Here is a 20,931-nt window from a genome sequence, read left to right as displayed (position 1 = left end):
TCCTCAACGCCGCACACGATCAGCGCCAGGCTCCTCCCATCACCCCCGAGCACCGTACGGACACGCCGGATGATCTCTGTACATCAGCCCGTACGGACCCCTGCATCAGAGCCCGTACGCCGACACGGGCCTTGGCCTGCGCGAGGGCGTTGCCGGCGCTGTGGACCAGGATGCGGCGCACGGTGATCGGCGGGTCGCTTCTGCGTTTGCCGGTCAGGGTGTGGGTGTCTTCCAGGACCCGGTAGTCGGGGCGGTCCATGGTGGGGCGGTCGGCCACCCGCACCGGGACGTAGTCGACTCGCTCCGCGGTGGCGGGGTCGAGGGCGGCGAACACCGCCGTGTCGGTGGCCGAGGCCGCGAGCGGTGCGATGAACTCGACCTGCGCGCCGGACAGCGCGGTGAGGTTGTCGTAGGAGACCAGTTTGCTGTCCCCGATCATCAGGAAGCGCTTGACGGCGGCGGTCTTCTGGAACCGCGCCATCGCCGAGACCACCTGGGTGATCTCGCCGCTCTGGCCGGAGACCGCGGTGGCCAGCAGGGGATGGCCCCGTCCGCGCTGATCCCCAGGCCGGCCTGGATCTGCTTGAGGTCCACCCGCCGGTCCTTCGGGTGCCCGTAGGCGACCGTGGGATAGTCCGGGTCCTGGTCTTCGGGGTCGAAGGCCCCGGTCAGCGACATCGAGGTCATGTCCCAGTGCAAGGTGGCGGTGTCGATCCCGAACTCGCAGATCGCCCGGGCGGCGATCGATCCGGTGATCTCGTCCAGGTGCGGGGCGATCGCGTCCAGGGCGCGGCCGAGCCGGTCGTCGTTGAGCAGCCCGGGATCGAGCTCCATGACCTCCTTGACCGCCCAGGTCCGGGCCCAGTCCTCCACACGGACCAAAGGCCGGGGGCTGGTGAGCCGGTTGGCGACCAGGGCCTCGATCACCTCGCCGTGCGTGGCCAGCGCCAGATCCCGCACCGGACACAGCCCATCGACGGTATCGGCCACCCGCAGTCGATGCAGAAACTCCGCGACCACGGGCAGAGCGCCCAGACGCTTGGTCACCACCTGCGTCACCACCGCACGCATGCGCAGCGGGCCACGCTCACGCCGGACAGCGACACGGCGGGCAGGAGGCGGAGTCATCAACATGCTCAGACAACACCGACACCCCGCCCACCGTTACGGCCCACCAGCGGATTCAACCGATACCGCTACGCGCGGAGGATGGGCCTAGCTAGCGCTCGGAGGAACACGAACCGCCCACCGGAACCGTGGGGCTCGGTGCACACCCGACGTGACGGCCGGGCCATCGGCCTACCCGTCACCGACCCGACAAGTCGAAACGGACCACTGGAGAATCCGGCGGCCCGTCACGAAAGACCGAGGTGGACTAACTGATCGCTTAAGTGCCGACTCGATCCAAAACATCCAAGTCGCCTTCGAGGGAGACCACCACAATCCACGCTCGATCCTCTGCGAGGAAGTAGTGATGCTCCGGCACCTCAAGAAGTGCAGCCGTGACCGAAGCGGCCTCACTCCCAGTAAAACGCACGCCGTAGGGCGAAAGCCCGTCCCCTACATGCTCGACTGCACAGCCTGGCCCAATTCGTGCACAGATTTCCCTGGATGCACTCGCTGCGAGCAACTGCTCATCGTCGATTATCCAATGCCTATGCATCCCGCTCGTGCGACGCCAATCGATCTTCCCTCCCGCGAAAGGGAAATGGAGCTCCATCCAATCGAATACATCTGACGCACTTGTTTTCGTCAGGGCGGCTAGAGGCGGCATGGAAAATACCTCTTCCTCCCAGTAATCACCGGACAAAATATTCCTCCATCAACCGCATCCGTGCAGACCCTGAAGCTTCGTCACTGCCGACTCAGTAGCATTGAACTGGAAGTGCGGCCCCTTCTCCTTGCCGGCCCACACGTTGATGTGAGCCCCATGCCGATCATCGAATTCGATCCGGAATCCCACCTTGCCGTTAGCCGTCTGCCTGCCGATGGGCTTACCTTTGATCGTCCCGAACTTGCCCAGTGTCACTTTTTCAGCTTTGAATCCGCGAGAACTCAGCCAAGTCAGAGCCTGATTCCGTGCCCGGTTGAAATCATCGGTGACAGGCCCGCCGCCAATATTGTGCACCAATACTGGCGTAGCCCCCGCCAGCACATAGTACGTATGGGTATCCGAAACGGTCAGGTTGTGGACAGCGGCGTTCTGTGTCCAGGCCTGGACTGCGGTGATCTGCAACCGGTCGCCCGCTGAACTCTGGAGCCACTGGCCGGGGTCCAACTCACTGGCGTCGACCCACTCACCGAGGGCCGGCACCCAGAAAGGGTGCCCGCCGGTGGCGACGACCGTGCCAGTACCGGTGTCAACGGGAATCTCGCCCCCGCCCTGACCGTCTGCTGAAGTTGCAGCCGCCGTATCCCCGGGGGCGGCGTCCCTGGTCCGGATCGTGACCCTGACCAGGTTCTTCGCCCCGTCGCCGAGGACGGTGGAGACCACCGGCTGCGTGGTCGTCTCACCTGTCTTGGGGTCGGTGGCCAGGACCTTGTCGCCGAGCTTGACGTTCTCGATCGGCTTACGGGTTCCGTCCGCCATCACCACGAGGGTGCAGAAAGATGAGCGTCAAACGCCGATGGAGCGCCGTTGAACTTCTTTTCACCGGCGCTCCATCGGCTTAACTGAACTGACGTTGCGATATTCGAGCCCCGTCAACGCCTGCTGGATTCAACGCTTGTCGCGGGGAACAAGAATTCAGATCACTAAAGCTCTGAATTGCCACGCGCGAACGATCTGATGTCGTCGAGTGCATCCTCTGCTCGGCCGCCCAATGCTGGATCGTCGATCAAGCCTTCGAGGCGATGGACTACATCGGGGCTCACCATTTGATGAATTCTCCCGATATGACCCATGCAAGTGACTGCCAGCGCCCTAAGTTGATCATCAACCTCAGGGGAAAGCTGACGGAGCAAGATGGCTTCGACCGCCCTGCGGTCTGGATCGTCATACGCCAACGCCAGCAGGGCTCTGGTGGCTAGCCTGGTGTCCGAACCTTCAACCTCGGACACCATGGCTGCCCGCCAAATTTCCAGTTCCTGTTGTTCTTGGTTCATCACGGCACCTTAATAAGCCCTGCCTTGATCCCCTTGCGCAGGACGGACTGCGCTTTCGCCATACCGGGATCACTGCCCATATTGGCCCGAACGTGCCCATGGAAGATCTCGTTGGTTCCGCCGGGCCTAGTGCAGCCGCAAGGAACTTCACCGGTTCGGTCCATGATCACATTGTCTCCGTTAGAGGGGTCAATTCCGACTCGACGTGGAGAAGTGGCCTTGATCTGCACCGAGTTATTCAATGCCCCCTGACCGTCCTTAGGCTCGGCGCTATTTTCACCACGCGAACTACCTCGCGCCTCAGAACCATGTTTTCCACCTGCCTCATATATCTGCTCACCACAGTTATGCACCAGTGCCGACGTGGCCCCAGCCCGCACATAGTACGTATGGGTATCCGCAACGGTCAGGTTGTGAACAGTGGCACTCTGTGCCCACGCCTGTACCGCGGTGATCTGCAGCCAGCTTCCCGTTGAGCTCTGGAGCCGCTGGCCGGGTTCCAGGTCATCGGCGTCGACCCATTCACCGAGGACCGGGACCCAGAAGGGGTGTCCGTCCGTAGCGACGACCGTGCCGGTCCCGGTGTCAGCACCGTTTCCGTCAGCGTCCGGCTGGAGCAGACCGGTGTCGACGGGAATCCCGCCATCGGCCCGGCTGTCTGCCGGAGTCGCGGCAGCAGTATTCCCGGGTGAGACCTCCACGGTCCGGATCGTGACCTTGACCAGGTTCTTCGTTCCGTCGCCGAGGATGGTGGAGACCACCGGCTGCGCGGTTGTCTCACCTGTCTTGGGGTCGGTGGCCAGGACCTTGTCGCCGAGCTTGACGTTCTCGATCGGCTTACGGGTTCCGTCCGCCATCACCACGAGAGTGCCGGGCACGAAGCTGTTGATCCTGCAGCTGGTCTGCTCGGTGACGGCGTCCTGAGCCTGGCCCCTGGCCTCGCTCCTGATTTCCTCACGGACCCTGCTGCCGACCGACTGCTTCGGGCTGGCCTTCTTCTGCTGAGCCGGCTTCGCCTTCTGCGAGGGCTTCGGCCTGGGCCTCGGCTGCGACTTCGGCTGCGGCCTGGGCTTGGGCTTGGCCTTGCGGGCGGCGGCGCGGGCTGCCTGGGCCCTCTTCGCCGCGGCGCGCTGTGCGCGCTGCTTGGCGCGGGCGGCGGCCTGGCGGGCTGCCGCGCGCTTCGCCGCGGCGCGCTGGGCGGCCCGCTTGGCGGCGGCCCGCTTCGCCGCTGCGGCCTTGCGGGCGGCTTCGCGCTTGGCCTTGGCGGCGGCCTTCTTGCGGGCCGCGGCGATGGCGCGCTTGCGGGCTTCGGCCAGGAGCCTCTTGCGGAGCGCCTCGGCCGCCTTGCGGGCGGCGATCTGAGCGGCCCGGCGGGCGGCGGCGCGGATGGCCGCCTGGATCGCGATACGGGCCGCGATACCGATCAGGATGGGGAAGAAGAGGCCGTCGGGGTCGGAGAAGGTGGCGGGGGCGTTGTTGGAGTAGGCGTAGGGGTTGATGGTGGCGGGCTGCTCGTAGTCGACCATGGGGTCGACGGACAGGAAGCGGCCGGTGGCGGGGTCGTAGGGGCGGGCGCCGAGCTGGGTGAGACCGGTGTCCTGGTCGCGGGTGCCGCCGACGAATCCGCGGTGTCCGGGCCAGGTGGACGGGGCCGCGCCGCGGTCCTCGCCGAACGGGGTGAGCAGACGCCGGGTGACCGGCATGCCCGCCGCGATCATGTCGACGGAGGTCTGGGTGGAGCCGTGGTGGTCGGCGAGGAGGACCTCGCGTCCGCCGTCGGAGGAGCGGACGGTGGTGGCGCCGTCGGGGTGCGCGTAGGAGCGCTCCACCGATTCGGTTCCGTCCGCCTTGACGGTCAGTTCGGTCTCGCCGAGGTAGAGGGTGGTGGCTCCGTCCGCGCCGGTACGCAGAAGGCGCTCGCCGGAGGCGCCGTAGAAGTAGGAGGTCTTCTTCTCGCCTCCCCCTTCCAGGGGTTGGGTGACGGATTCCAGATTGCCCTCGACGTCCCAGAACAGGGACTGGGTGGCGCCGCCGTTCTGTCGGGTGGTGGTGTTGCCGGCCGTGTCGTAGCCGAAGGTGGACCTGGTGGTCCCGTCGGCGCCGGTGGAGGTGATCTCCCTCAGCCGGTTCGGGCCGCCCGCGTCACCGCCGTAGCTGTAGGTACGGGTGATGTCCTTGGCCGCGTTCCCAGCGGGGTCGTGCTCGACCAGCTTGGTGCGGTTGCCGGACGCGTCGAACTCGTAGGAATGCCAGTACGCCTCGGGGCCCCCGACCGTCTCCTTGCTCGGGCCGTCCGCCGCGCACTTCTCCCGCGCCGTCCAGGCGGAGGTCATGCGGCGCAGCTGGTCGTAGGCGAAGCACTGGGTGTCGGTGCCGGTCTGCGCATCGGGCATCCCCGGACCGGGGGTGCGGGAGATACCGGTGACGTTGCCTGCCTCGTCGTACGAGTAGGTGGTGTCGTCGATACGGCCGGGCTGGACGGAACGGTCGTGGACGACGCGGTCGGTCCGGCGGGTGAAGTCGTTGTAGAAGTAGGTGGAGAACAGCTTCTTGCCGGCGGGCCCGGCCTCGGAGCGCAGGATCTCCCCGTACTTGGAGTACGTGACGTCGGTGACGTAGTTGGCGGCACCGGAGATGGAGATGGGCAGGTCGTCACCGTTGTACCGGAAGACGAGGCGTTCCTTGGCCATCGGCCCGACCTTGGGCAGCTCCACCCAGGACAGGCTGCCGGTGGACGTGTAGGAGTAGGTGTACGTGTACTCGCCCGCGACCTTTCCGGCGGCCGCCGGGATGGTGGTCTTGGTGGTGCGGGGGCGGTAGTTGGCGTCGTACTCCGTCACCTCGTCGCGGTAGGCGTTGCCGTCCTTGTCGTAGCGGATGGAGGCGACGGGCAGGCCCTTGCCGAGGGTGTCGTAGGTCCACTCGACCCGCTTGGGGCCGCTCGCGGAGCCCTCGCGCAGGCTGGTGGGGCGGCCGCCCTTGTCGAAGGTGGTCACCAGCTTGTTGCCGCGGGCGTCGACGACGGTGGTGAGGTTATCGCCCCGGTCGTACTCGAAGCGCGTGGTGCCGCCGTCGGGATCGGTTGCCGAGGTCTGCCGGCCCCGGGCGTCGTAGGTGAAGGTGTGCTCACCGCCGGGCTCGGTGACCTTGGTCAGCTGGTCCTGGTCGTCGTAGCTGTAGGTGGTGTCCTGCCAGGCGGACCGGTCGGCCTTGGTGTACTCGCGCAGCTTGGTGTCGCGGCCGTCGGTGTCCTGGTAGGTGGTGGTCACCGTCTCCCCCTTGGGCGGGGTGACGGTGACGGCGTCGCCGTCCTTGACGGTGGTGCTGCGGAGCTTCTCGTCCCCGTAGTGGTAGGTGACCTCGGAGGTCTCCTCACCGAGGCCGTTGAAGACGGCCCGGGTCTGCGAGGGGACCACGTTGTCGCCGACGGTCAGCAGGCTGGGGGCGACGTCCTGGTCGTTGAAGTAGCCGTCGTTGCTCTTGTACGCACGGCCCACGCTGTCGTAGAAGGTGTCGCTCACGATCCGGCCCTCGCCGCCGACCGCGGCGTCCTGCGTCTGGCGGGTGCGCAGCAGACCGTCGAGGATCTCGTAGCTCGTGGCGTACGAACCGTCGTCCTTCAGGGTCCTGTTGGTGACGATCGTCGGGCCGTCGCGCCGGACGGTGTAGTCGTACTCGGCGGACGGGGACTGGGTGGCCGGGTTCCGGTCGATGTCCCAGACCTTCAGCAGGCGCCCGAGCGGGTCGTAGCGCATGTCGACGCGCTTGCCATTGGCGTCGATCTCCGCGGTGGGCAGGCCCCGGTGGTCGAACTCGGTGGTCTCGGTGTGGCCGAGCGGATCGGTGTCGACCTGCTTGGTGGGGACGGCGCCGGTGGCCGGGGTGAAGGCGATCCGGGTCTCGTCGCCCTCGACGTCGAAGGTCGTGGTCTCCCGGCCGTGGATGTCGTACTCGGTCCGGTCGACCGTGATGTGCCCGTCGCCCGCCGCGTTGAGCTCCTGGACCTCGGTGACCAGGCCCCGGGTCGGAGCGGCCCTGTACGCGCCGTCGTCGTAGAGGGACCGCGTGTCGTCGATGACCTTCCCGCCGGAGGCACCGCACGCACCGGTGGTGGTGACCTCGCGGGACTCGGTGTCGAGGATGTGCTTGGCGGTGTTGCGGGCGTACTCGATCCGGGTGCACACCTTCTTGCTCGAAGGGGTGGTCTCCTCGACCTCGGTGGGCAGTCCGACGCTGTCGTACGTGGTGGTCTCTGAGCTGCGCCGCCAGGTGGAGTCCTTGACGTGCTCACGGGTCTCGGACTTGACCGGGGACACCATGTACGCCTGGAGCGGGGTGGTGCCGGTGCGCTCGCGCTCGGCGGTCTTCACCGCGGAGGGCGTCAGCTTGGTGGCCGCGGCGATCGCTCCGCCGTCGGAGGCGTAAGTGATCTCCTCGCGCAACTGGCCCTGGTACTCCAGGCGGTCGGCGATTTTGCCGCCCTCGGAGTCCTCGATCTCCACCGAGCGGGTGCCCGACGGCAGCTTGTCACCGTGCATGCCGCGGAAGTAGCGGTTCTCGGTCAGCTGCTTGACGTCGGTGCCGGACCCCAGCCGGGTGCGGACCCGCTCGTAACCGCGGTACTGCGACCAGGTGCGCCGCTTGGCCTCGGTGTTCTCGGAGTCGTCGTACGCCCAGGCCGCGCCCCCCAGGTACTCGTAGCTCGTCACCTTGGCCACGGCGTCGGTGACGTTGTCCTCCTCGCGGACCTGAGTGACGACGTACTTGTGGAAGTAGTCGGTGATCGGCTCCAGGGCGCCCTTCGGCGTCCAGTTCTGCGGGTAGCAGCGCAGCGTGTTGGTGTGCGCATTGGCGGGCATGGTGCCGCCGCGCTTGCACTGCTGCGGGGAGTAGGTGACCCCGATCGTGCCGCCGTTCTCGGTGTCCACGGCGTGGATGCGGTAGCGGGAGAACGGCTCCAGGCCCTCGAAGCCGTCGACTCGGTTGTCCATCTGCTCACCGCGGAAGGTGACCTTCGGCATGGTCGCGGTGGTGCCGTCCTGGCCGTGACCGGTGCGCTCGATGGACTTCAGCCACAGGGCCGGCGAGGTGCCGTCCCCGGTGGCGGGGAAGCTCTGGTCCAGGGTGAAGGAGTCGATGTTCTTGAAGCCGGCGTTGTTGACCTGGGTGGTGATCTTCGTGAGGCGCTTGGTGGACCAGAACGTCGGGGAATTCTTGTCCTTGCACTGATCGCCGGCGTTGCACTGCTGGTCGATCGGGGTGTCGGGCCAGTGCCTGGCGTTGGCCGGGGTCCGGTCGGCCTCCGCGCAGGTGAAACCGGAGCCGGGTATGCAGCGCTCGGCCACGGTGAACGTGATGCGCGCGGCGGCGTTCTGGGTGAACAGCTTGTCGGCGCGCTGCCCGTAGTCGATGTTCTCCAGGTAGGCGCCGCGGTCGTACTTCACGCCGTCGGGCTTATTGTTCTTGCCGTAGTGGTTGGACTCCTTGGTCCACCACAGGGACATGGCGTCGCCGCGCGGGTCGACGACGTAGTCCAGCATCCAGCGCCAGCCCTGGTCGCAGAACGAGTCGGCGAACGCGGAGGCGTGGCAGGGCTCCCCGGCGTGGTTGCCCGCGACCGGCACGGTCAGGGTGGAGTTGGTGCGCTGGGCAGCGGCGCCGGGCAGCTTGTTGAGGCCGAAGTGGTACTGCGTGCCGTCCGTGGTGGTGAGCATCCAGTACTCGCCGCCCCGGGCGCCGTTCTCCGCGCCGGTCTTGCGCTCCAGCTTGGAACCGTCGTCGTCCGCCGGCCGCCAGGTGCCGCTCGCGTCGTCCTTGACCAGCTCGGTGGAGGACCCGCCCAGGGACATCACCATCTGGTCCGAACCGAAGCACAGGTCCCCGGTCTTGCCCGCCTGGCCCGGGTTGTTGGCACCGGTGCCCTGGTCGTCCGAGCAGGAGCGGTACCGGCGCTCGATGAAGCCGGGCTCGTAGTCCCAGCCCTCGGCGATCCACGAGGACTGCGCGTTCGTCGAGGCGGTACGCCCGTCGATGGCCTGCGAGGAGTACCCCAGCGCGACCTCCGGCTCAGGCCCGCCCGGGACCTCCGGCGCGTCCACGGGGTAGGTCCAGGAGAAGCCGCCCGATGAGGAGCCTCCCATCCAGGAACCGGAAGGGGAGAGCGACGTGGCGGAGTAGTCGCCGCCCGATCCCGCCGCCCGCGCCACCGCGGCCAGGGCGAGCGGCTGGGCGGCCCTGCCCGCGCGGGCCTGGGGAAGGTCGATCTCGCCGGTCAGCTGACGGGCGGAGGTGTCGTTGTGCTGGGTGAGCGACTCGCCGGTGGCGGTGTCGACCAGTTCGAGGCGGGAACCCCAGTTGGCGCCGAAACTGCCTTCGAAATCACGATAATTGAACTTGACCTGGGCTTTACCCGAGGGGGGTGCGTCAACCGTGGACCGCGCTCTGCTCGCCATAAGCGGAACGGTGGGAGTCACCGTGAACAGGACCCCGTTGACCTCGATTCTTCACTTGCGGTGTGACGTCGGTCGGTTCGGCGGTTTGCCCGTAATGTCCCCTGCCGTTCGAGGACGGGCCGTCGCGTGACGCTGCGGGGCGTCGGGTTCCACGGGCCCGAGGGTGCTGCGGGTCCTCTCCTCTCCGCTGTCGTCGGGGCGGGGCCGACCGTCAGGTGTGGGCCGGAAGCTGGGTGGCCCGCTGCCAGGCGGTGGCGAACGCCGGCGCCCAGGGCCAGGTGCGGTCGAGGTGGAGGGTGCGTCTGCGTGCGTGGGCGGTGAGCCGGGCGGGCAGGTGGTAGAGCCTCCTGCGGATCGTCTCCGGTTCGGCGGCGGCGAGTTCGGGCTCGTCATGCAGGAGAAGGAGCCTGGTCCATGCGTCGAGGTCCGCGGCGATAGTGGCAGCCAGCACCCAGGCGGCGTTCAGCTGCCAGGACTTCGAGGGCAGCAGCCCGAGGCCGATCCGCTTGATCGCCTTGACACGATCCTCGACCTCGGCATGATCACGGTAGAGAGCATCGACGAACCACACCTGCCCGGAGCCGGACACCCCGGAAAGCCCCTGGTGGGCGGGAATGTTCGTGGCGACGATCTGGTAACGCCAGCCGGTGCGCTGCTCGAACGCGGTCAGCTTCTTCAGATCGCGGCGCGAGGGCTTGACCCGGCGCACGATCAGCCGCATCCCCTCGGGCCAGCCGCTCAGGTCGCGCACCCCGGTCAGCTCGGCGACCTGGTAGGTGACCTTCTGTCCGTCCGGGCCCTTGATCTCGTGGACCTCGCCGTCCTGCCGCAGCGCGTCGTTCCACACGTCCGCGGGCAGCAGTGCGATCGCGGCCTCGTCGGCGGTATTGATGGCCCAGCCGGTCACCCAGCGCACTCGGCGGCGGCTGGTGGTCAGCGCCTGCAGATGCTCAAGGAGGCCGTGGCTGAAGGCCGCGCCGTCGATCCTCACCAGCAGCTTCGACCACAGCGGCAGCGGGAGTTGCCGCAGCGCGGCGGCCAGCACCGTCTTGTGGTCGGCGACGTCGTTGGACGCCGCGTTGCCCGGCCGTAGCAGCATGGTCACGCACTCGCGGGTATTGGCCAGCCAGGCGCCCAGCGGGTGATGTCCGTAGCCGCCCTTGAACGTGCCGGCCGCGCCGTCCTTCTTGCTGGTGCAGGTCACCAAGGTGGCATCGAGATCCAGGACGTACCAGTTGGTGAGCGTGCGCCCGCATACCGAGATCCACGGGAACCCACCGGGCCGCAGGGCGAGCAGCGTCCACACCCCACGCCGTATCACGGCGCGCACGCGCTCCACCCGGGCTCCGACAGGGCCGTCGATGGCTTCCAGCGTGCGCCACAGGGTGCTGTCCGAGACCGGACGGGGGAAGAACGGCCTCCAGTGCTGCTGCAGTTGCTCGGCCTGCAGGACATTCCTCGCGCCGAGGACGATCGCGCAGGCCAGCTGGACCAGGGCCATCCCGCGATCCCGCCACCCCGGCCCGACGCCGCGGGGCAGCGCGGCGGCCAGGGCGCGGGTCAGCCCGACCCGGTCCGCGATCCGGTGCAGCAGCACCACGCCCGCATGCCCGACCAGGTTCTTGCCGTCGGCCCGCACAACGAGCCGACGATCCCATTCGGTAGCCTGCACCTGTTGGGTGCCCCCACTCTGCGACGTTCTTGATCTAGGAAGTTCAGATCATCGCAGGTCAGGGGCACCCTTCCGCTATCAGGGCGTCACATCACTGACGGACGGCCCTCGTAGCTGAATACACGAGGTTGACGCCCGCTTGTTCGGCGGCCTTCCGGTCCAGGACCTCGACTTCCACAAGGCCGGTGTCGGCGGTGTTCTCGGTCCGGGCGCCATCCGCCTGCTGCACCGATACCGGCCCCGCGTCGATGGCGGCCGACCTGCTCTTGGCCGAGGCCGCGGCAATCCGCTCGGTCTGCTTACCGGTCGGCCAACTCGGTTCGGAGGCCTTCCAGTTGCGGTCCGTGCCGCTGGAACGATCCTGCTTCCCCGGTACGAAATCCTTGCCGGGTATGGACTTCTCGTGCCGTATGCCCGGCGGTTCGGTCCTCTGCTCGGCTGCCTGGGCGACGTCCATGCCCGGGATCAGGGAGGCCAGAAGCGCCACCATGGTCACTATGGCGATGGTGATCAGCACCTGGGCCAGGTAACGAATTTTGGGCAGCGTGGTGTCCACGTACACGAGGGAATCCTCACAAGATCGCCGAGAGGCGCTCAATGTAAAGTTGCTGTGAAGATCAAGTCAATCCTTGACCTTTCCTTTTGGATGCAGATCACTGGCCCCTGTGCGGTCGACTCCCCGGACGGAGTGATCCGTGACCGGAAGGACCGCGCAAAGCGCCTCACGCAAGACGCGCTTACGGGCCCGAACGCCCGCTCTGCGGCTTGCGGCTGTCGACTTCTCAGCAGAAGAAAGTGACCACATGTCACACATACCGGGCAGGGCGAGACGGCGGCGCACCAGTGCCCTCCTCGCCGGCCTCCTCGCCGCTGCCTGCCTTTCGGGCACCACCCCCGCCATTGCCGCACCGGGGCAACCCACAGCGGCCCCTGACGAGGCGACGGCCCTCATGGCCGCAGAGGCCAAGGCGTCCGCACGCGCGACGGCCGAGGGCGAGCCGGTCGAAGTCACCTCCGCCCGTACGGAGACCGGCGAGGTCCACGCCATGCCCGACGGCACCATGCGCCGCACCGAACACACCGCTCCGGTGCGCGTCAAGCGGGCCGGCCAGTGGCAGGCGATCAACACCGACCTGCACCGCAGCGGGGACCGGCTGGCCCCCAAGGCGGCCCCCGGCGAAGTCACGTTCTCCTCCGGCGGCGACAGGGAGCTGGCCACCTTCACCGACAAGGGGCGCAGCGTCACCCTGAAGTGGCCCGACCCGTTGCCGCAGCCGCAGTTGGAAGGCCCCACCGCGACCTATCCGGAGGTCCTTCCCGGTGTGGACCTGACGGTCTCGGCGAAGCTGGACGGCTTCGGGCACGTACTCATTGTGAAGGACGCACAGGCCGCGGCGCAGCCCCGTCTGAAGGCCATCACCTACGGCCTCGAAGCGGACGGGCTGCGGGTCGAGAAGGACGAGGCGTCCGACACCCTTCGCGCCGTCACCCCGCAGGGCCAGGAGGTCTTCTCCACCTCGACGCCGCGCATGTGGGACTCCTCGAGCACCGGCACGGCCCGCCGCGCCGCCCTCGCCCGGGAGTCCGACCCCGGCGTCCAGACCGCCGACCTGCCGCTGACTCTCTCGCCCGACGCCCTGACGTTGACGCCCGACCAGGAGCTGCTCAACGGCGAGGCCACCACCTATCCGGTCTACCTCGACCCGAACTTCAACGGTGCGAAGCAGGCGTGGACCATCGCCTACTCCCGCTACCCCTCCACCTCCTACTGGAACGGCGCCAACTGGAACGGCAGTTACAAGGACCAGCCGCGCGTCGGTTACGAGAAGGACACCGGCGGCAAGTCCCGCGCCTTCTTCCGCCTCAACTCCAAGGGGCTGGGCGGGGTCCAGGTCCTCTCCGCCCAGTTCCAGATCACCAACACGTACTCCTGGTCCTGCTCCGGGCGCAGCACCGAACTGTGGCTGACCGGCGGTATATCGAACCAGACCACCTGGAGCAAGCAGCCTTCCTGGTCCACCAAGCTGCAGACCAAGTCCTTCGCCTACGGCTACGACTCAAGCTGCAACGCCCGCCCGGTCGACTTCGACGCGAAGGTCGCCGCCGAGCGCGCCGCCGCGGGAAACTGGGCCAACATCACGGTCGGACTGCGCTCCACATCGGAGACGGACACCTACACCTGGAAACGGTTCAACAACAACCCCAAGATCATCATTAGCTACAACCGCAAGCCCAACACGCCCTCTAGCATGCAGACTTCGCCCTCCACCAGCACGAGTACGGCCTGCAACGTCGCTCCCTACGTCACCCTGGGCAACACGGACGTGACCCTCAGGGCGAAGATCTCCGACCCGGATGGAGGCACCGTCAAGGCGCGCTTCCACCTGTGGCCCACCGGCAAGCACCCCAACGACGCGGCGGACGGGGTCCTGATCATCAACCGCGACGTCCAGGTCACCTCCGGCAGTATGGCCTCCACCGTGGTCTCCAAGAACGACCTCAAGCGCTACGAGGGCTTCGGATCCGGGGGGCGGTTCTCCTGGAAGGTGTCGGCCCTCGACGCCCACACGTCCTCCGGATACACCCCCACCGGTGGCGGCTGCGCGTTCGGCTTCGACTCCAGCCGCCCCTCATCCCCTCCCGGCGTGACCTCCACCGAGTTCCCGAACGGTGACAGCGGCACCTGGGGCGCACCGGCCCGGACCGAAGGATCATTCACCCTGGCCTCCGGGGGCGTTTCCGACGTCGTGAAGTACACCTACGGGCTGAACAGCAACCCGCCCACCACCGAGGCCACTCCGTCATCGGCAGGCGGCTCCGTAACGGTCAGGCTCACCCCTACCCACACCGGCCCCCACATCCTGTACGTCGTCAGCCACGACGGGGCCGGCAACAAGTCTGACACCCAGGCCTACCTCTTCTACGCTTCCAGCCCCGGGACCCCCGAGAAGCCGGGTGACCTCAACGGCGACGGCCACCCCGACCTCTACGCCGTGGACTCGAGCAGCAACCTGCGCTTCTATCCCGGCAACGGTGAAGGCCGCTTCGGCGCCCGGATGGACGTCTCCACGACCGGACAGTGGGCAGGCTCCCTGATCACCCACCGCGGCGACTGGACCGCGGACGGGTACGAGGACCTGATCACCCGCCAGAGCGACGGCAAACTGTGGCTCTACCCCACCGACGGCCTCGGCCGTGTGGATGAGGAGACCCGCCAGGAGATCGGCCAGTTCGCCACGCCGGGCGAGCCCGAGTACATCGACCCCGCCTCCGTCGACCAGCTCGTCTCCCTCGGTGACATGAGCGCCGATCCCGACGCCGCCAAGGTCGACTTCGCCGCCGTGATCGGCGACTCCCTGTGGTACCTGCCCGGCTACACCGGGGGCCACCTCGACTACGGCTACCCCATCGCCGACACCGGCTGGAAGAACATGACCCTGGTCTCCCCCGGCGACCTGGACGGCGACGGCCACCCCGACCTGATCGCCCGCGACACCGTCAGCGGTCAGGTCTGGCTCCACCGGGGCAAGCCCGGCCCGGACGGCGGCACAGACCCGTTCTCCCTCGCCGACCCGGCCACCCGCACCGCCTACGCGACCGGCCTGCCCGCCACCACCCACCCACTGATGACCTCGACCGGAGATGCCAACGGGGACGGCGTCACCGACCTGTGGTCCACCCACCTGGTCACGGGCAGCGGCAACCTGATGTTCCACCCCGGCCGGGCAACCGGCGCGGCACAGCCGCCGCTCCTCGTCGGGCCCGGGGGCTGGCACGCCATCAGGTCCATCGCCTGACCCTGCCCCGATGACTCCCGGGGCGGTGCGGCCCGAACACGAAGGAACGGCCCGCGCCGCCCCGGGAGACGGCCGGGCGACGGCAGTGGTCCGGTTGAAATAGCCCCTCAGGCGGCAGGCTTACGCCCGCCGGCCGCCATGAAGAACTCGGTGATCACGGCAATGCTGGGACGCGAGCTCAAGATCGACAAGCGTGTGGCGGAGCGTGGCAGCCCCTCGACGGCCGTGGGACCGCACCACGATGCTCTCCCCGGCAATCGCCGTAAAAGGTCAGGTCAGACGCATCTGGTGTCACCGACACGCTGCGATAGCGGGTCTGTACCGCACGGCGGGCGGCTAGTACCGCACGGAAAAAAGCCGCGAAATCCACGTCTCCCCAGGTCAGAACGATTCTGCCTGGGGAAGGTGGGTGGGGCGGGTGGGACTCGAACCCAAAAGCGTGACGCCTCTCACCTGCGACGATGCCGAAATAATGGACAAAGCAGCCCGTTTACATCCGGCTGCATCCGCCTCGATCCCGCTCGGATGGGGATCGGTTAGGCGTTCGCCACACCGCTTCTTCTACGTCTCGCACAAGCACTGCTCCCGAGGAGCACAGGCAGAACTTCGCCTGTCAGTACCATCAACCACCTCCGCGCTGCGGTGAGCTTCACAACTCACGCCTGATCGCCGCCCACCACTCATGGCTACATTCCGTGATGGAAAGCATCTGGGTACCGGTCACCTCGGATGCTGGCTACGACGTGACCCGCGCCCGTTCACCACGGTGATCGAAACCTTGCTCAGGCATGACCTCATCTACACAACGTAAACACCCGCTAGTCCAGGACCTCCGGGAACTGCAGACTGCCCCGGTGCGAGGTTTCGACGATCACAACCAGCCACTGCGCGTTGCCGAATTGGGCGAGTGCGATAGCTCGATGACGTCGCCGACAGGAATGCACCCGGATCGCGTGGATCGCGCCGCGCGGACACGGATACGGTCACCGGGGAGGAGAACGAGCAAAGCCAGAGCCGAAGGCAGGGAGCGGCGATAATGAGATGGCCTGGTCAGGTTCTCGATTTCGAGAACATCGGCTTCCGCGGAGACGAGGAGCTCCACGACGCGCAGCAGTTCGTCGCCCTCGTTCTCGGCCAACCTGCCGGTATAAACCATGGATTCGGATTCCGTGACGATCGCCATGGCATTTCCGGCGAGTACCTCCTCGCGGGATGATGCGTCCTCCGGGTCGAAACCCAGGAGACCACCACTGAGGTGATCGCAGGCGGCCCATCCCTCCTCCGCGCCGTCGTCGCTGCCGCGCAGGGAGTAGTACAGCTCTTCTGCGAAGTACCCGTCATCCCTGCGGTGGTAAAGCAGGACGAATCCGAGATGGCGCTCTGTCCAGACATCCGCGACGGTCGGTTCTGCGGTGCGGTAAGTGCCCGCGGTTGCCACCGGCGGGCCAGCTCCGAGGGCCTCCAAGGCGATCTCGGACAAGGGACGCCTCATGTATCCGCCTTCCATCGCACTGCGCTTCCGCCGTTCGGCTGATCATAGTCAAGCCATGCGGCGTACGACATCGCGGTGGCGCGCCCCTCGGGGCGCGCCACCGGTTCAGAAGTGAACCCGGCCGGTCACTTGGCCATACAGTTATCGGTCATGCTGGCGACGAATCCTCTCCAGCCGAAGACCACGACTGTTCCACCGGTCCATATGCGAGTCCCTGGCTTCACCTGGATGTTGTAGTGGACCGCCCACTGGAGCTTCAACGGCGTGTACCAGCTCTTCTTGCTCTGGAGCTTGACCATCTTGCCGCTTCGTCCCGGCTTGACACCCCAGGTCTCGGCCTGGGTGGCGTTCCTCGACAGATAGCGGTTGGCGAAGCCGGTCACCTGGACGTTGATGTAGTAGCCCATGTAGCGGTAACCGTTCTTCGCGACACCGCCTCCTCGCCGGCTCGTGACGATCCTCATGCCATAGCCGTTCCTGATACGACGTGTGCCGCACTTCGGGAACATGCCGTCGGTGTCGGTGGCGTTGCATGGATCGGCGTTTGAGTAGTCGTAGGCGTTGGCCGAACCACCGTAGACAGGGTCAGCTTGCATGAATCTGCCGCGAGCCGGGTCGTACAACCGGACGCCCATGAGCGCGAGGCCAGTCGGTGTCTCGGCGGAACGCTGCTGCGAGCCCAGCCAGCCGTACCGCGCGGCCGACTGCCCCGAACGCGCGTTGCCGTACTCGTCGTTGTCGAGCGTGACCGGCGGCTTGCTTGTGTCGAGGGGCAACTGAAGCGCGATGTCACCGTGGATGTTGGTGAGCTGCAGCACCGTATCGCCTGTCTTGCCGGTGGTCGCCCCGAGGGTTCCGGTGACCGTCTCGACGTTACGGGTCAGCGCGCCGGTGGTCGTGTCCTCCACGATCCAGCGCGGGTTGTCACCGTCGCTGTCGTAGTGGTTCAGCTTTGCCCCTGTCTGGGTCCAGGTGCTGCCGCTGCCGGTCTCCACCTTCCACGAACGAAAGCGCAGAGCGGCGTCGAGCTGCCAGGTCTGGCGCTTGCCGTCTGCAATCTGCTGCTGGACGAGGTCGTTGGCGTAGTAACTGATCGTGCCGTGCCCGGACGCGGCCGTGGCACGGCCGAAGGCGTCGTACGTCCAACCTGCGTCGGCGGCTCGGTCGGCGGAGTCGTATGCGTAGGCCTTGGTCGTACCTCCCGTGGTGGGGCAGTCGGCACCGGGCACACCAACCGCCGTGGTGAGCGAGGTACGGTTGCTCCGCTGGTCGAAGCCGTATGCGCGGCGGGTGCAGACGGTCTCCGCGGTGTCCTTGACGGTGCTGAGTCTGCCGATTGTGTCGTACGTGTACTCCTGGTCCGACCAGCCGGCCTGCGCGGTCACCTGACCGTGCACAGACTCGCTGAGGCGGTCGGAGAACACGACCGTGCCGTCGCTGTCCCGGGTGTAGGTCCGTGCGACCGCAGAACCCGCGGTGTCCTTGGCCTGAGTGAGCGTGTAACCGCCGGGCAGCTTTTCACTCACGACGCCGCCATCCGCGTCGTAGACCGCCGTGAAGGCACCGGCCACGGAGTCCGTGACGTTCGTCGGCAGACCGCGCGGCTCGGCCGTGTGGTCGTAGGAGAAGGTAACGGTGGACGGCACAGAGTCGGTCGCCTTGACCGGACGGTCGAGTGCGTCGAACTGCACCTGGGTCTGGCCGCCGTCGGCGTCCGTGTAGGAAATCAGACGCGTCAGCTTGTCATAGACCCGCGTGATTGTCCCACCAGTCGCGGAGACGGACTTGACAGCCTCCCCGTTGGTCGGGTCGTACGAGATGGTGACCTGAGGAACAGCTGCCCCGGAACCGCCGGTGATCGCGACCCCGGCAGGGCGGCCTGCCGCATCGGGGGTAGTCGTGGTGGTACGGGTGTCGCCGTTGGCGGACTCGATGGTCTTGGCCGTGTTGCCCCACCAGTCGTACTCGGTCGTGGTCGTGACCAGCTGCGTCGGGTTGCTCCCACCGCCTGTGACCGGACCCGCGGGACCGGTGGAGCACACCTTGCCAGCCCACTCCGGGCGGCCGGCGCAAGCACCAGTGCCTGTAGCGGACCAGTAGGTGGTCACCCGGTAGGCTGCGTCGGCGCCGTTGGAGCCGGGCTGCAGCTGCTTAATGACCCGGCCCTGAGCATCGTGGACCGTCTCGGTCGTAAGCGCCTGGCCGCCTGGGTCCTTGACGGTCTTGACCTGGACACCCTTGGCCCAGTCGTAGGTGCTCTGGGTCTGGCGAATGTCGGCGTGCGTGGCCGGATGCTCCCGAACCTGGGCGCCGACGGTGACCGTGGTGACCTGATCCTTGATCGTCGCCGTCCCGTCGGTGGGCCGGCCCGCGTCGTACTCGTTGACTGTCCAGGTCCGCGCGGTCACGGGGGTGCCCGCGGGGACCAACAGCGTGGTGCCCGACTTGAGATCCGCCGTGAGGTCGATCCGTCGCAGCGGGGCGAACTCTTCCAGCTTGCGCGTCCCTGCGGCGTTGTAGACCGAGCGTGCCGAGAGCAGTTCAGCGCGCTCCGCGCCCGTCAACTGGGCGATCCCGAGATCCTCTTGGACGGCCTTGTCCTCTGCAGCAAGACCGAGCGCGACAGATCGGTTGGACGCGCTCAGCTCACGCACGGTGTTGCCGAAGCGGTCGTTCTCCGTGGTGGAGATGTGACCACCGGGAGCGGCTGAGTTCACCTGATTGCCGGATGCTGCCAGGTAAAGGATGCTCGCCCGCTGGTAGTCGGCCGCTCCCAGCGCGGTGCCGGAGTGCCCGGAGGGTATGGAGTCGGCTGGGAATATAGCGGTCGCATCAGTGGGCGCCTCGATCTGTCCCCACGTCTTCACGGCCGACGTGCCCATCTGATGCGGTGCCGCGGAGCCGGTCAGCGGCACCTCGTAGACGACGCTGGTCACGGCTTCACCGTCAATGGTGTCGACCGTGCCCGGTTTCAGCGTGGGGATGGCCGCTTTGAGGAGCATCCCCTCACTGGCGTTCGCGGAGGAGCCCGCCTTGCCGTAGGTGAGGGTCCACGGTATCTGACCGGGAGCGGTATAGGTCGTGACTCGGCCCCTCGTGTCGTATCCGTAGCTCGTCTTGATCGCAGGCGAGATCTGCGCTTGCCAAGTCTCCCTAAGCCGACCCAAGTTGTCGTACGCGTATGCCTGGACCGCCTTGGCTGTCGCGACGGCGGCGCCTGGTGCGGTCGCCCACAGACGGATCTCCTTGACCTGGCCGGTGTACTCACCGAAGGTCGAGTCCGTCGCCGTGGTGCTCGTCGCGTATACGAACTCCAGAACGCGACAGCCCCTGGTGGACGGCGTCGCCGCACACGTCGCCGCGGGAACACCCGAATCTTGCGCGATCACACGGTGCGGACGGGCTAGCTTCTTGCCGTCCACGGTCACGGTCTGCGAGACCATAGTGACTGTCGAGTCGTCCTTGCCGTCGAGCATGGTCGCCGATACGTTCCAGACGGTGGAGGCGGCGTCGAGCTTGCTGAACGTAGTGACCGCGCCCTCGGTGTCCGTCAGGATGAAGGTGCCCGTGACGCTGCCCCTCAGAGTCAGCTTGGGCGCGCCCGGCTCGGCTATCCAGCCCGTTCTCGCCGCATTCGCGGTGAAGTGGACAGCGTCGCCGCTCCCTGCCATCAAACGGACGGCCGTGTCCGAGATCTTCTGGATGTAAGTGAAATCGGAGTCCGTCGATTCCGCGTTCATGCCTGCGGACCACTGCTTGCCGAAGATCGGCAGCTGTCCCTCCTGCTCCGTCGCCAGTTCTGGCTGGAGCGAGGAGGCAGTACGAGTGACCGACATGCCGAAGTAGGAAGATTCGGACTCGGACAGCGTGTACTCACCGGTGAGCAGGTTCAGCGCGCCCGGCCCGACCCGGCCGGGCGCGGCACCCTGGGCGGTTCGGTCGACGACGACGTTGAGAGGCTGCGTGTTACCGGCGGCGGAGTCGGGGCCGGTGAAGTCGGCCTTGACCTGGACACTGCCGTCGGGGTTGACCGTGTCGGTGGCATTCCAGACCAACGGAGCGTTCCTACCGTTCGTCATAGGCACCGGCCACGCGGTCAGCACAGTACCGCCGGCCGTCACGTCACTTGCGGGGATCTTCACCCAAGGATCGGCCTCGGAGCGGCGCCACGAGAAGGACACCGCGTTGTACTTGCCCGATTCGGCCTCGGCGACCAGGGGCAGACGGCGTGCGGTGCGCTCACCCTCTGCGGGCTGGACGAAGCCGCCGGGCCCGGCGTGGAAGGTGTACTCGATGGCCTCCGACTTGTTGTCGGCCTTGTCCACCGCCCGCGCCATCAAGGTATGACTGCCGTCCTTCCCTCTCTGTCATTCTTGGGCGGGTCAGGCATGCTGGATGATTCGATGTATTGAG

The 20,931-nt window shown here is 67.0% G+C and carries 9 protein-coding genes and 1 pseudogene; 1 reads left to right on the top strand and 9 read right to left on the bottom strand.

Going from position 1 to position 20,931, the window contains the following annotated elements; all coding sequences use genetic code 11:
* Window positions 1-19: 19 nt before the first annotated feature.
* From HUV60_RS23650 to HUV60_RS23620, 7 genes are all read right to left on the bottom strand, one after another.
* Complete coding sequence (locus HUV60_RS23650; RefSeq protein WP_269441229.1) at window positions 20-481, bottom strand: hypothetical protein; 462 nt, start codon at window positions 479-481, stop codon at window positions 20-22.
* Window positions 439-1,047, bottom strand: coding sequence for a DUF4277 domain-containing protein (locus tag HUV60_RS23645; RefSeq protein ID WP_269441228.1), 609 nt, complete (start codon window positions 1,045-1,047; stop codon window positions 439-441). Before HUV60_RS23645 ends, HUV60_RS23650 begins: the two co-directional genes overlap by 43 nt.
* Before the next feature lie 775 nt (window positions 1,048-1,822).
* Window positions 1,823-2,590 (bottom strand): polymorphic toxin-type HINT domain-containing protein, encoded by a 768-nt coding sequence (locus HUV60_RS23640; protein ID WP_257849226.1) that lies wholly within the window; start codon window positions 2,588-2,590, stop codon window positions 1,823-1,825.
* A 164-nt stretch (window positions 2,591-2,754) separates the two neighbouring features.
* Window positions 2,755-3,105 (bottom strand): hypothetical protein, encoded by a 351-nt coding sequence (locus tag HUV60_RS23635; RefSeq protein WP_257849225.1) that lies wholly within the window; start codon window positions 3,103-3,105, stop codon window positions 2,755-2,757.
* Window positions 3,105-9,557 (bottom strand): polymorphic toxin-type HINT domain-containing protein, encoded by a 6,453-nt coding sequence (locus HUV60_RS23630; RefSeq protein ID WP_257849224.1) that lies wholly within the window; start codon window positions 9,555-9,557, stop codon window positions 3,105-3,107. The genes HUV60_RS23635 and HUV60_RS23630 overlap by 1 nt, the downstream gene beginning before the upstream one ends.
* 211 nt (window positions 9,558-9,768) lie before the next feature.
* The gene (locus HUV60_RS23625) at window positions 9,769-11,229 is read right to left on the bottom strand and encodes an IS1380 family transposase (RefSeq protein ID WP_257847758.1); all 1,461 of its coding nucleotides are present in this window, start codon (window positions 11,227-11,229) and stop codon (window positions 9,769-9,771) included.
* A 91-nt stretch (window positions 11,230-11,320) separates the two neighbouring features.
* Window positions 11,321-11,791: a hypothetical protein gene (locus HUV60_RS23620; RefSeq protein ID WP_257849223.1), complete on the bottom strand. Its 471-nt coding sequence runs from the start codon at window positions 11,789-11,791 to the stop codon at window positions 11,321-11,323.
* A gap of 241 nt (window positions 11,792-12,032) precedes the next feature.
* Here HUV60_RS23620 and HUV60_RS23615 point away from each other — a divergent pair, with 241 nt between their 5' ends.
* The gene (locus HUV60_RS23615; protein WP_257849222.1) at window positions 12,033-15,026 is read left to right on the top strand and encodes an FG-GAP repeat domain-containing protein; all 2,994 of its coding nucleotides are present in this window, start codon (window positions 12,033-12,035) and stop codon (window positions 15,024-15,026) included.
* 871 nt (window positions 15,027-15,897) lie between these two features.
* Here HUV60_RS23615 and HUV60_RS23610 read toward each other — a convergent pair.
* A complete protein-coding gene (locus tag HUV60_RS23610; RefSeq protein ID WP_257849221.1) occupies window positions 15,898-16,506 on the bottom strand; it encodes a hypothetical protein in 609 nt (202 codons plus the stop codon).
* 137 nt (window positions 16,507-16,643) lie between these two features.
* A pseudogene (locus HUV60_RS23605) lies at window positions 16,644-20,876 on the bottom strand (RHS repeat-associated core domain-containing protein); the annotation flags it as partial.
* Window positions 20,877-20,931: the final 55 nt, after the last annotated feature.

The organism is Streptomyces sp. KMM 9044 (assembly GCF_024701375.2).
Lineage (GTDB): Bacteria > Actinomycetota > Actinomycetes > Streptomycetales > Streptomycetaceae > Streptomyces.
This window is presented reverse-complemented; position numbering and strand designations above follow the sequence as displayed.

Excerpts from the sequence above, each read along its gene's own strand:
- HUV60_RS23630 (WP_257849224.1), bottom strand. The coding sequence starts at position 9,557 with ATGGCGAGCAGAGCGCGGTCCACGGTTGACGCACCCCCCTCGGGTAAA.
- HUV60_RS23650 (WP_269441229.1), bottom strand. The coding sequence starts at position 481 with ATGGCGCGGTTCCAGAAGACCGCCGCCGTCAAGCGCTTCCTGATGATC.
- HUV60_RS23615 (WP_257849222.1), top strand. The coding sequence starts at position 12,033 with ATGTCACACATACCGGGCAGGGCGAGACGGCGGCGCACCAGTGCCCTC.
- HUV60_RS23635 (WP_257849225.1), bottom strand. The coding sequence starts at position 3,105 with ATGAACCAAGAACAACAGGAACTGGAAATTTGGCGGGCAGCCATGGTG.
- HUV60_RS23640 (WP_257849226.1), bottom strand. The coding sequence starts at position 2,590 with ATGGCGGACGGAACCCGTAAGCCGATCGAGAACGTCAAGCTCGGCGAC.